The sequence below is a fragment of the Microbacterium marmarense genome (assembly GCF_037204165.1).
Taxonomy (GTDB): domain Bacteria; phylum Actinomycetota; class Actinomycetes; order Actinomycetales; family Microbacteriaceae; genus Microbacterium; species Microbacterium marmarense.
This window is the reverse complement of record NZ_JBBDGL010000001.1, coordinates 1,211,185-1,223,601: the sequence shown is the minus strand read 5'-3', so window position 1 is coordinate 1,223,601 and position 12,417 is coordinate 1,211,185. Positions and strand designations below refer to the sequence as shown.

Sequence of the window (12,417 nt, the reverse complement as noted above, 5' to 3'; positions counted from 1 at the left end):
CGGATCAGCCTAATGCGAGGTGCTGACGTCACCGATGAGCGTGCTCACTCGATGCCGAACGACGGCAGCCAGCTCGCTTGCTGGCAGGGCGGCATCCAACACCAGAAACCGCTCAGGCTCGGCCTCGGCGAGCGCGAGGAATGCCGCCCGCACACGCGTGTGAAAGTCGAGATCCTCAGCTTCGAGGCGGTCGAACGGTTTGTCATCTGCATCGAGCCGCTTGCGCGCGTGCGCCGGGTCAAGGTCGAGAAGCACAGTGACGTCGGGGAGGGCGCCGTCCGCGGCCCAGAGCGAGAGGTCGCGCACCTCGTTCGAATCGAGCACGCGCCCGGCTCCCTGATAGGCGACGGATGAGTCGAGATAGCGATCTTGGATCACCACGTCGCCCCGTGAAAGCGCAGGCCGCACCAAGGTTTCAATGTGGTGTGCGCGGTCGGCGGCGTACAGCAGCGCTTCCGCGCGGGGTGCCACGTCACCTCGGTGGTGCAGAACGATGTTGCGAATCAGGTTGCCGACTTCAGTGCCACCGGGTTCACGAGTTCGCACTACGTTTCGACCTTGCGACTGCAGCCAGTCTTCGAGAAGGGTCGACTGCGTGGTCTTTCCCGCGCCGTCGCCACCTTCGATGGTGATCCACAATCCCTCGGACGCGCGAGAGGTCACTTTGCCTCCGGTGCCTTCTTTGCTGGCGCTCGCTTCGCCGGCGTCTTTGTGGCGGCAGACTTAGCCGCAGCGGTCTTTGTGGCAGTCGTTTTTGCGGCAGTCGTTTTTGCGGCAGTCGTTTTTGCAGCAGTCGTTTTTGCAGCAGTCGTTTTCGATGCGGCACTCTTCGCGGCAGTTGTCTTTGTGGCGGCTGCTTTTGTGGTGGTTGCCTTCTTCGCAGGCGCTTTCTTTGCTGGCGCCTTGCGTGCTGTTGCGCGCTTCGGTGCGGGGCCCTTCGCGCGCTTGTCGGCAAGCATTTGCACGGCGATCTCGTAGGTGATGTCGTCGGGGGTCTGGCCCCGAGGAATGGTCACGTTGGTCACGCCGTCAGTGACATACGGCCCGAAACGACCGTCTTTCACCTTGATCGGCTTTTCGCTGACGGGATCGGCTTCGAACTCTTTCAGCGCACTGGCTGCGGCGCGGGCACCGTATTTCGGTTGCGCGTACACCGCGAGCGCCTCTTCGAGGGTGATGTCGAAGAGCTGTTGCTCATTCTGCAGGGTGCGCGAATCAGTGCCCTTCTTCAGATAAGGGCCGTAGCGACCGTTCTGGGCTGTGATCGGCGTTTCGGTCTCGGGATCGATGCCGACCGTGCGGGGCAGATCGAGCAAACGAAGTGCGGTCTCAAGATCAACGGTGTCCACCGACATCGACTTGAACAGCGACGCCGTGCGCGGCTTCGGAGCGGCAGGCTTTTTGGCACCGCGCTTGGGCTTTTCAACCGGAGCTGCCTCAACGACTTCGCCGGTTGCCTCGTCGACAGACTCTTCGGCAGCCGGGTCTACTTCTTGCACGTAGGGGCCGAACCGGCCATCCTTTACGACAACGAGCTTCTGGGTCTCGGGGTTCTCGCCCAGCACTCGATCGCCTGCGACGGGAGCATCGATGAGCTCTTGGGCCTTGGCCGGAGTGAGCTCATCGGGTGCGAGGTCTTCCGGAATGTTGATTCGTCGCGGCTCACCCTCTGGGTCGTCGGCGTTGGGAATCTCCAGATACGCGCCATACTTGCCGAACCGAAGAGTCGCCACACCGCCAATCGGTGTCGAGTTGAGTGCTCGAGCGTCAATCTCGCCGAGATTCTCGACAATATTTCGCAACCCGACATGGTCTTCCGACCCGAAGTAGAAGTCCTTCAACCAGTCAACACGTTGCTGTTCGCCTCGTGCGATCGCATCGAGATCGTCTTCGAGCGCTGCGGTGAAGTCGTAGTCGACGAGGTCAGCGAAGTGCTCCTCGAGCAGCCGAATCACGCTGAACGCGAGCCACGTCGGAATCAGTGCCTGACCCCGTTTGGTGACGTAGCCGCGGTTCAGAATGACGTCGATAATGCTCGCGAAGGTCGATGGGCGACCGATGCCCTTTTCTTCGAGCGCCTTGACGAGACTCGCTTCGGTGTATCGAGGCTTCGGGCTGGTTGAGTGCCCCTTGGGCTCAACATCGCTGAGCTGCAGTACATCGCCGGCGACGACAGCAGGCAACGACTGTTCTTCGTTCTTGTCGTCGTCACTGCGCTTTTCGTCGCGGCCTTCTTCATACGCTTCGAGAAAGCCTTTGAAGGTGTACACGGTGCCCGATGCGGTGAACTCGGCGCGCTTGCCAGCTGCCTCAGCCTCGAGAGTGATCGTCGTGGTTTCATACTTCGCATCAGACATCTGGCTAGCCATGGTGCGCTTCCAGATCAGGTCGTAGACGCGCAGCTCATCGCGGTCAAGCTCACCCGAAACCGAAGACGGAGTGCGGAAGGTGTCGCCAGAGGGGCGGATCGCTTCGTGCGCCTCCTGCGCGTTCTTTGACTTGCTGCGGTAGACCCGCGGCGTCGCCGGTACGGCCTTGTCGCCGTAAAGAGCGACGGCCTGCTCTCGTGCCGCTTCAACCGCCTGCTTTGACAGCGCGGTTGAGTCGGTTCGCATATAGGTGATGAAGCCTTTTTCATACAAGCGCTGTGCCACGCTCATGGCGTGCTTCGCGCTCATCGAGAGCTTGCGACCGGCTTCTTGCTGAAGGGTGGATGTGGTGAACGGAGCTCGAGGACTGCGCGTGCCCGGCTTTGCTTCTACGCCCGAGACCGTCGCCGTACCGGTGCTCTCGATGGCGGCGGCGAGTTCGCGAGCCGCTGCTTCGTCGAGAACCAGAACGGCCTTCTTGAGCACGCCCATGTCGTCGAAGTCGGTGCCGCGGGCCAAGGGCGCGCCATCGACGCGCACCAACCGTGCACCAAACGAGTCAGCCGCTTTCGCGGCCACGGTATCGATGCCCCAATACGACGCTGATACGAAAGCCATGCGTTCGCGTTCGCGCTCAACAACCATGCGAGTCGCAGCTGACTGCACGCGGCCCGCAGAAGTGCCCTGCTGAACCTTGAACCACAGCACGGGGCTGACGTCCCAGCCGTAGAGTCGGTCAAGAATACGGCGCGTCTCTTGAGCATCCACCAGAGCAAGATCAAGCTCGCGGGTGTTCTGCACCGCTGCTTCAATTGCGTCCTTGGTGATCTCGTGGAACACCATCCGTTTGACCGGCACCTTGGGCTTCAGCGTTTCAAGCAGGTGCCATGCGATGGCTTCGCCCTCGCGGTCTTCATCAGTCGCGAGCAGGAGCTCGTCGGCGCCTTTCAGCGCGCGCTTCAACTCGGTAACGGTCTTCTTGCCGCGGTCGCTCTCGACGTAGTACGGATCGAATCCGTTGTCGACGTCGATCGAGTATTTGCCATAGGCCTGCTTTTTTTCCGCAGGGATACTCTTCTTGTCCGCGAGATCTCGAATGTGTCCAACCGAGCTGAGAACTTCATAGCCGTCGCCGAGATAACCCTGGATCGACTTCATCTTGGTGGGTGACTCAACGATGACGAGCTTCTTGCCTTCTGCCAACGGGGGCGTCCTTCCTTCGTCGCAAACCATACACGTCAGAACCGGACGTGATCTTTGTGCGCGACGCTCAGCGTGGCGGACCAGCCCGCGCAGATGCTGCGGCGGGCAGGCCAGCAAACGTGGTTGCCACGGTCACCGTGGCAACCAGTCCACTGAGCTGACAGTGTGAAACTTGCACCCCGAGCGCCTGCGCCACTTGGGCTGCACGCTCACACGGAAGACCGGTCGCCGCGCCCGAAGCAGCATCGGCGGCGGCGAGCGCTGCCGAGTCAGCCGCGGCGGCGAGCCGTTGTGAAACGACGTGAGCAGACCCTGCTGTCACCAGCGCTACTGAGAGTGTTGCGGTCAATGCCACGACCCCCGCAGCCGCCACTGCGCCAGCCATCACCATCCGCCTTCAAGCGCACAGCCGGTAGCGGTGAGCTCAATGAACAGCGCCGGTGCTGTCGCGTTCACACAGACGAGTCCATCACCACGATGATCGACGCCGCCCGTCGCTGCTGCGGCAGACAGTGCAGCGTCTATGCGTTGTGTGCTTTCGCCGCGCGCGGCCAATCGCGCGGCATCGGCAGTGGCGTCTTGCAGTCGAACCTGGCGCGCGCAGACGTTGAGTGCTCCCGCGGCCAACATGATGACGACGACGATCGCTGGCAGTGAGACCGCGAACTCAGCCGTCACCGCGCCGCGATCCGCGAAACGGCGACCGCCGAGTCCGCGGGAGATCACTGAACGCTCAATGCACGGCGCACCAGATCGGTCAAGATTCCGCGCACCTCGTCGCTTCGCATGATCACCACGAGAAGCCCGGCGAACGCCACGGCGGCCATTGTCGCGATCGCGTACTCCGCGGTCGCCGCGCCGGCGTCGTTTGCCAGCGGGTCGTCGAAGAGCCGTTCAGCGCGGCGGCGGGTGAGGGTAGGGATTGTCATGGGTGTTCTCCAATCGATGGGGTGAGAGTGGGCACGTTCAAAGTTGGATGCTGACGCTCGACAGCACGCCGAGCAGCATGGGCGCAACGCCCAGAAGCAGAAAGGCTGGCAGAGTGCACACACCGAGGGGCAGAAGCAATCTCGTCGATAGACGCGCGGCACGAAGGCGCCCCTCGGTTCGAGCACGATGACGGGCAAGCACCGCCGACGCGCGAAGCAGTTCGAGCGCAGGGACGCCGGCGGTGCGCGAGAGAGCAAGCAGCGAATCGGTGTCATCGTCGATCGCAAACCCCGCTTCGCTGACAAGCGATCGTGCGCGTTCAATTGCTACGCCCCCGCTCAGGGCGATAGCGACCAGTTCGGCGCCGAGCCCGGGCAGCGCAACGTCAGCGGCAGCCGCTCTCGCGAGAGTCGAAGTCCACCGACGTGCCACCAGCACGAGAACGATTCCTCCCACCAGACATGCAACACCGATGGGATTGGTGAACAAGACACCGACGGTGTCAACGCCGAGTGCGAATCCGAGTCCGATTGCGACGAGGGGAAGCCAGCCCATGAGCCTGGCAGTGCCCGCAGGCTCAGCGAGGACCACCCGCACCTCATCAGCGACATCACGGGTATCGCGCATCGCAACCGCGATATTGCGCAGACTCTGCGCAAGGGGCGCACCCACCGTAGCTGCGATTGACCAGGCGACAGACACTTCACGCCACGACTGCTGGCCGGTGCTCGCGCCGATGCCCGTGATTGCGTCGACGAGCTTCTCGCCCTGCTCGCAGGCGTGCGCGACTCTCAGCGCCTCCTGCTGGCCCACAGACGCCAGGTACTCCCACGCCCGCACCGGCGGCAAGCCTGCTTCGAGCAGCACCGCCAGGTGCAGGATGACTTCAGCCGAGTCGGCCGCGGCGTCGCCGTTCACTCGTCTGCCCATGGCACCTTCTCAATTGCGAGACGGCCCGACGCGGCGAGCACCGGGCGTCCGATGCCTTCGACGCGGCGCTGCCCGTCGTCGGCCCGACGAACGTGAATCACGCAAGCAATCGCACTCGTCACCTGGCGGGCCAGCGAGACGTCGTCGAGACCCGCGAGAGCGCCGAGGGCTTCGAGCCGCGCGCTGACGTCGTCAAGGCTGTTGGCATGCACCGTGCCTGCCCCACCGTCATGGCCGGTGTTCAGGGCCGAAAGCAACTCCCGAATCTCGGGCCCTCTGCACTCTCCGACCACGAGTCGGTCTGGACGCATGCGCAGGGCTTCTCGCACCAGTTGAGCCATCGCGACCCCACCCGCACCCTCGAGGTTCGCCTGCCGAGATTCCAGTCGGAGATGGTGCGGATGACTGAGGCGCAATTCGGCAACATCTTCAATGGTGATGATGCGCTCTGTCGCGGGCACCGCGGAGAGCATCGCCCCCAGCAGGGTCGTTTTTCCTGCTCCCGCAGCCCCGGTTATCAGCACGTTCTCGCGGCGATCGACCAACCGGTCCAAGCGCCCTCGGAGCGCTTGCGAGAACATTCCCGATTGCTGCAGGTCTGCGAGGCTCGGTCGGTCTAGCCGTGGAATACGTATCGACAGTGCCGTACCTCCGACGCAGATCGGCGGCAGCACCGCGTGCACGCGGATGCCATCGCCGAGCCGAACGTCAACGCAGGGGTGCGCATCGTCTATATGACGATCGCCCAACGCGATCAGGTCTACCGCGAGGGCACGAACTTCTTGTTCCGTGGCACGCCAGCCATCGACCGCGCACGGTCCCGCGCCTTTGTCGACGAACAGGCGTTGGTCTGGATTGATGAAGACGTCGGTGGTGTTCGGGTCGTCGAGAAATTCGGCCAATGGTTGCATTGCTGGCGGCAGGGCTGCCGGCTTGCGCGCGGCAACGGGCGACGAAACGATCGACTCGCCGCCAGGGATGGCCGTTCGCGGACGAACGACAAACGCTTCAGGCATGCAGCGACGCTATGACTCAGAGGGGCGCCGGTCGGGGTCTGCCGTCTGAAGGGTGGGCTGCGTTGCACCAGCAGTTGGTGGGGAGGAACCGCAGCGGAAGGGCCCGAGAACCGTGCGAGAAAACGGGGGCGGCATCCCAATGGGGGGGAATGGGATGCCGCCGCGCGCAGCGTCACTAGTCGGGGGTGAGGTGGACGCTGCGAAGCACGAATCAAAGTTCGGGCGATGATGAGCCTAGGCGACAACAGGGTTCGCGGCCAATAAATCGCTTGCGTCGCGTGGCGATATGTCGGGTTGAATTCCAGATTCATACGCTCCCTACTATCGGAGGTAGTCACAACGCCCACCCGAATGTAGATTTCACACAAGCTCACCGGCACTCCGGTACTTCACTTACAGCCCGCAAAGGAGCGCGCTCACATGAGTAGCCAGATTGACCACCTTCTGAATGAGAATCGCAAGTTCGCGCCCTCGGAATCTTTCGCTGCCAACGCCATCGGCACGGTCGGGCTCTATGAGCACGCTCGCGCCGACCGCGAGGCGTTCTGGGCGCAGCAAGCCCGAGACTTGCACTGGCACAAGCCGTTCACCGAGGTTCTGGACTGGTCCACCCCCCCTTTTGCAAAGTGGTTCGACGACGGAGAACTCAATGTCGCCTACAACTGCCTCGACCGACACGTAGAAGCCGGAAACGGCGACCGTGTCGCGTTGCTCTGGGAGGGCGAGCCCGGCGATGAACGTCGCATCACATATGCAGAACTCACCGACGAGGTGAAGCGCCTCGCGAACGTGCTCACCGGTCTCGGTATCGGCCAGGGTGACCGGGTGGCGATCTACCTGCCGATGATTCCCGAGGCGGTTGCCTCGATGCTGGCGGTTGCTCGCCTCGGGGCGATTCACTCGGTCGTCTTTGGCGGATTCTCTGCCGACAGCCTGCGCTCGCGCATCGACGATGCCGGAGCGAAACTGGTCATCACCGCAGACGGCGGCTATCGCAAGGGCAAAGTCTCGGCGCTGAAGCCGGCTGTCGATATGGCGCTCGCCGACCGCAACGGTTCCGGCGCTCAAGAGAGCGTCGAACACGTTCTCGTCGTCAAACGGGGCGAGAACGACGTCGATTGGACTGAAGGGCGCGACCTCTGGTGGCACGACGTCGTGCCCGCAGCATCCAAAGATCACGAAGCTCAGGCATTTCCGGCGGAGAACCCGCTGTTCATCCTCTACACCTCGGGAACCACGGGTAAGCCCAAGGGAATTCTGCATACGTCTGGCGGCTACCTCACCCAGGCGACGTTTACCAACAAGGTCGTTCATGACCTGCACCCCGAAACCGACGTGTACTGGTGCACAGCCGATATCGGGTGGGTGACCGGCCACAGCTACGTGACCTATGGCCCGCTGGCCAACGGCGCCACACAGGTCTTGTTCGAAGGCACTCCCGACTCGCCGCACCCCGGTCGCTGGTGGGAGCTGGTCGAGAAGTACGGCGTGACCATTCTGTACACCGCGCCGACCGCAATCCGCTCGTTCATGAAGCTCGGTCGCGCCATTCCCAACAAGTTCGATCTGTCGTCGCTGCGTCTGCTCGGTTCGGTCGGCGAACCCATCAACCCCGAAGCATGGATGTGGTACCGGGAGATCATCGGCAACAATCTGGCACCGATCGTCGACACATGGTGGCAGACAGAAACCGGCGCCATCATGATCTCGGCGCTGCCGGGGGTCACCGAGACGAAACCGGGTAGCGCTCAGGTTCCCGTGCCCGGCATCAGCATTGACGTGGTGAACGAAGACGGCAGCCACGTCGGCAATGGCAACGGCGGCTTGCTCGTCGTCACCGAGCCGTGGCCGGCAATGCTGCGCGGAATCTGGGGCGACCCCGAACGCTTCGTTGAGACGTACTGGGAGAAATTCCACGCGCAGGGCTTCTATTTCGCTGGTGACGGCGCGCGCCTCGATGACGACGGCGATGTGTGGTTTCTCGGGCGCGTCGACGATGTCATGAACGTGTCGGGCCACCGGCTTTCGACCACCGAGATCGAGTCGGCAATCGTGGGGCACGATGCGACCGCAGAAGCCGCGGTCGTGGGAGCCTCCGACGAGACCACCGGCCAGGCGGTCGTGGCGTTCGTCATCATCAAGCAGTCATACCTGGATGCGCATACTCCCGAGGGACTGGGCCATTCGATTCGCAGCTGGGTGGGAGAGCAGATCGGGCCTATCGCTCGCCCTCGCGACGTGTACATCGTGAACGAGCTGCCGAAGACGCGTTCGGGAAAGATCATGCGACGACTGTTGCGCGATGTCGCCGAAGGACGCGAGGTCGGAGACACGACCACGCTCGCCGACACCGCGGTCATGAGCGTCATCTCGGCTCAGGTGAAGTAGCCGCCCACAAACAAGAAAGAGGGATGCTGCAGCGCGATACGCGTCGCAGCATCCCTCTTATCGTCGATCACACGCGAGTGAAGATGACCTCAACCTCAACCGGCGAATCAAGCGGCAGTACCGGCACACCCACAGCCGACCGAGCGTGCACACCGGCGTCACCGAAGATCTCAGCGAGAATCTCGCTCGCACCGTTTATGACGCCCGGCTGGCCGGTGAACTCCGGATCCGATGAGACGAAACCCACCACCTTGAGCACGCCCGAGAGCTCGTTCACGCCTCCCACAACGGCGGCCGCGGCCGCGATGGCGTTCAGCGCACACTGGCGGGCGTAGCTCTTCGCGTCTGCCGGCGACACGTGGTCATCGCCCTCACCAACCTTCCCCGTCGCAGGAAGCGCACCCGCAACCATTGGAAGCTGGCCCGAGGTGAACACCAGATCATCGTGGACCTTGGCGGGGATGTACGCGGCTACGGGAGGCACGACATTCGGGATCTCGATACCGAGCTCAGCCAGTCGTTCAGAAACGCTCACCGACATCAGCTCCCGCCGAACTGCTTTGCAGCCTCTGCTGCCGCACCAAGCCCAGCGTTGGCCTCACCGCCGCCGGTCGGACGTTTGAAGTAGGCCACCAGCCCACCTTCGGGACCAGGCACCACCTGCACCAGCTCCCACCCTTGCTTTCCCCAGTTATTGAGAATGGCGGCGGTGTTGTGAATGAGTAGGGGTGTTGTGAGGTATTCCCACGTCGTCATTGCGACTCCTGTCGAAGACTTTGAATATCAGGCCGGTAAACGCTGGGAATTAGCCCGTGAGCGCTTGCCGGTAAAGGGATCGCCCAGGGTTCTCCCCTACGATCAAGCCTATGCCTGGAACCAAACGGACAGCTAGCGGCGTGCTCGGGGGCCTTGCCGGAATCATCGGCCTGAGCGCCGTAGCCGGAATTCTCATCAGCGCGACAGTGACCCCTGCCATCGCGCTGTCTGGCAACGCCGCATCGAGCGCCATCACCCTCTTCGACAATCTCCCCAGTGTGCTGGAGATCGACGAGCTGATGCTGCCGACGACGATCTATGCGAAGGACTCCGAGGGCAACGACAAGGTGCTCACGCAGTTCTACGACCAGAACCGCTCCCCCGTCGAGTACGACGAGGTGGCGCCCGCGATGTATGACGCAGTGCTCTCGAGTGAAGACCCCCGCTACTACCAGCACGGCGGCGTCGACCTCATCGGCACCAGCCGCGCGCTGCTCAGCAACATCCAGGGCGGCGGCGAGACCCAGGGTGGATCGACGATCAGCCAGCAGTACGTGAAGAACATTCTCGTGCAGCGGTGTGAGGCAGACGCCAACGACCAGGCACGCACAGAGCTCAACGCTGCGGCCGAAGCAGCGGCGGAAGAGAGCGGCGAGGACGTCGTCGCACCCACGGGCGACGAATTGATCGCCAAGAGCGAAGAGATCAAGATCAACTGCTGGAGCGAGGCGACCACCGCCGCGGGCAGCGACGGCATCGAGCGCAAGCTCCAGGAGATGCGCTACGCCATCGCTTTGGAACAGAAGTACTCGAAGAACGAGATTCTTCTGGGATACCTGAACATCGCGAACTTCGGTGGCACCACCTACGGCATCGATGCCGCCGCCAAGTACTACTTCGGCGTCTCGGCAGCCGACCTCGATTACGCACAGGCGGCCACCCTCGCCGGTATGGTGCAGAACCCCAACACGTACCGCATCGACATGAAGGGCGGCACGATCACCAACTCTGAGGGTGTCGCGCTGAACTCCGAAGAAGACGGCTACGCTCTGACGAAGCAGCGTCAGCAGTACGTGCTCGACCGCATGCTCGAAGACGGCAAGATCACCCAGGAGCAACACGACGAGGCCTACGAGGCACCGATCGTGCCCAACATCACCACACCCAAAACCGGCTGCACCGCCGCGACGGGAGCCGAGTACTTCTGCCAGTACGTGCGCTATGTGATCGAAGCGGATCCCGCCTTCGGCGAGACTGACGAAGAACGCACCGAACTGCTGCGTCGCGGTGGACTCAACGTGTACACGACGCTCGACTGGGAGCTTCAGAACGCCGCGCAGCAGAGCGTCTCAACATGGACTCCCACGTCGCTCGACAACACCAAGTTCGGCGCTGTGGCAACCAACGTTGAGCCGAGCACCGGGCGCATTTTGAGCATCGCTCAGAACACCAAGTTCAGCGAGTCGATCACCGACGACCCGAGCTACTCGTCTATCGTCTACGCTGGCGACACGGAATTCGGTGGCTCGGCGGGCTTCAGCGTCGGTTCAACGTTCAAGATCTTCACGCTCATCGACTGGCTCGAGCAGGGCCGTTCCGTCAACGAGGTGCTGAACGGACAAGTGCGCGAAATCGACAGTCTGACGAACTCGTGCGGCGGCGACTGGGTCAACTTCAGTGGCGACACCATCTTGAACTTCAACAAGCAGTCCGGCTACGTGGGCACCCCGATGAGCTTCACGCGGGATTCTCTCAACTCAGGTTTCTTCGCGATGGCAGAGCAGCTTGACCTCTGCGACATCAAGAACGACGCAACCAAGATGGGTGTGACGCTGGGCAACGGCAACGAAGTGAAGGTCGATACTCAATTCTCGATCATCGGCTCGAACGCCGTTTCACCGATCGCAATGGCAAGCGCCTACGGCACCGTCGCGAACAACGGCATCTACTGCGAACCGCGCGCGATCGACAAGGTGACCGATTCCAACGGCAACGATGTCGCCCTCCCCGAGCGCACCTGTGAGCAGGTACTCGACCCCGCGGTCGCGGCAACCGCCGCCTATGCGCTTGAAGGCGTAATGGCATACGGCGGAACCGGTGCTAGCGGCAACCCGTTTGACGGCACAGCGATGCTTGGCAAGACAGGCACCCACGAGAACCTGCAGACCTGGCTGGTCTCTTCGTCGACCGCAGTTGCGACGGCGGTCTGGGTGGGCAACGCCGATGGAAAAGCGGATGTGTTCAACGCCTGGTACGACGGCTACCAACTCTCGCAAGCGCGCTACCTGATAACGAAGGACGTCGCCAGCGTCGCGAATCGTCTCTACCCCGGTTCTGCCTTCCCGGCACCCGATAGCAACCTGACACGTACCGTGTACACGACTTTGCCCAGTGTGGTCGGCATGTCGATCGATGAAGCTACGAGCACCTTGAAAGCTGCCGGCTTCACGGTTCGCGTCGGCGGAGAAGTTGACTCTTCTGAGGCCGAGGGCCTCGTCGCAGAACAGAGTCCGGGTGCTGGTCGCGTAGCCGGTGGTTCCGTTGTGACCATCAGCCCGAGCAACGGGCAGGGCGCCACCGTGCCGAATGTCAGCGGATCCGTCTCGAATGCAGAATCCGCGCTGCGCGCAGCCGGCTTCGGGCGTATCAGCTCGTCGTGTTCCGAAGACGAGAATGCCAGCGGCGAGTCGGTAACGGGCACGTCGCCCGCCGCTGGCGAAGCGGTGACGAAGAACACGAGCATCACGATCAACTACGTCTCGCCTGATTGCGATGGCGGTGGCGGTGGCGGCAACGACGATGATGACGACGACGACAATGGCTAA

11 protein-coding genes are annotated in these 12,417 nt (G+C 62.6%); 2 read left to right on the top strand and 9 right to left on the bottom strand.

The genetic code is table 11. From position 1 onward, the window contains the following. Positions 1-9: 9 nt before the first annotated feature. From tmk to WDU96_RS05540, 7 genes are all read right to left on the bottom strand, one after another. Positions 10-663 carry a dTMP kinase gene (tmk, locus tag WDU96_RS05570; RefSeq protein WP_337337481.1) on the bottom strand — a complete coding sequence of 218 codons (654 nt, stop codon included), beginning with the start codon at positions 661-663 and terminating at the stop codon, positions 10-12. Further along, a complete protein-coding gene (gene topA, locus WDU96_RS05565) occupies positions 660-3,572 on the bottom strand; it encodes a type I DNA topoisomerase (protein WP_337337480.1) in 2,913 nt (970 codons plus the stop codon). Before topA ends, tmk begins: the two co-directional genes overlap by 4 nt. Before the next feature lie 67 nt (positions 3,573-3,639). After that, entirely contained in the window at positions 3,640-3,957 is a 318-nt protein-coding gene (locus WDU96_RS05560) for an Rv3654c family TadE-like protein (RefSeq protein WP_337337479.1), read from the bottom strand. Next, positions 3,957-4,298 (bottom strand): TadE family type IV pilus minor pilin, encoded by a 342-nt coding sequence (locus WDU96_RS05555; protein ID WP_337337478.1) that lies wholly within the window; start codon positions 4,296-4,298, stop codon positions 3,957-3,959. Before WDU96_RS05555 ends, WDU96_RS05560 begins: the two co-directional genes overlap by 1 nt. Continuing rightward, positions 4,295-4,501 carry a DUF4244 domain-containing protein gene (locus tag WDU96_RS05550; protein ID WP_337337477.1) on the bottom strand — a complete coding sequence of 69 codons (207 nt, stop codon included), beginning with the start codon at positions 4,499-4,501 and terminating at the stop codon, positions 4,295-4,297. Before WDU96_RS05550 ends, WDU96_RS05555 begins: the two co-directional genes overlap by 4 nt. A gap of 37 nt (positions 4,502-4,538) precedes the next feature. Beyond that, on the bottom strand, positions 4,539-5,432 hold the full coding sequence (locus WDU96_RS05545) for a type II secretion system F family protein (RefSeq protein ID WP_337337476.1): 894 nt from the start codon (positions 5,430-5,432) through the stop codon (positions 4,539-4,541). Further along, on the bottom strand, positions 5,417-6,448 hold the full coding sequence (locus WDU96_RS05540) for a TadA family conjugal transfer-associated ATPase (protein ID WP_337337475.1): 1,032 nt from the start codon (positions 6,446-6,448) through the stop codon (positions 5,417-5,419). Before WDU96_RS05540 ends, WDU96_RS05545 begins: the two co-directional genes overlap by 16 nt. Before the next feature lie 420 nt (positions 6,449-6,868). Here WDU96_RS05540 and acs point away from each other — a divergent pair, with 420 nt between their 5' ends. Beyond that, entirely contained in the window at positions 6,869-8,836 is a 1,968-nt protein-coding gene (gene acs, locus WDU96_RS05535; RefSeq protein ID WP_337337474.1) for an acetate--CoA ligase, read from the top strand. Between the two features lie 67 nt (positions 8,837-8,903). On the opposite strand, the gene WDU96_RS05530 is transcribed toward acs, so the two are convergent. After that, positions 8,904-9,371 carry a RidA family protein gene (locus tag WDU96_RS05530; RefSeq protein WP_337337473.1) on the bottom strand — a complete coding sequence of 156 codons (468 nt, stop codon included), beginning with the start codon at positions 9,369-9,371 and terminating at the stop codon, positions 8,904-8,906. Between the two features lie 5 nt (positions 9,372-9,376). After that, positions 9,377-9,592, bottom strand: a complete 216-nt coding sequence (locus tag WDU96_RS05525; protein WP_337337472.1) for a Sp36 family protein — start codon at positions 9,590-9,592, stop codon at positions 9,377-9,379. 110 nt (positions 9,593-9,702) lie between these two features. On the opposite strand from WDU96_RS05525, the gene WDU96_RS05520 reads away from it, so the two are divergent. Continuing rightward, positions 9,703-12,417 carry a transglycosylase domain-containing protein gene (locus WDU96_RS05520; protein ID WP_337337471.1) on the top strand — a complete coding sequence of 905 codons (2,715 nt, stop codon included), beginning with the start codon at positions 9,703-9,705 and terminating at the stop codon, positions 12,415-12,417.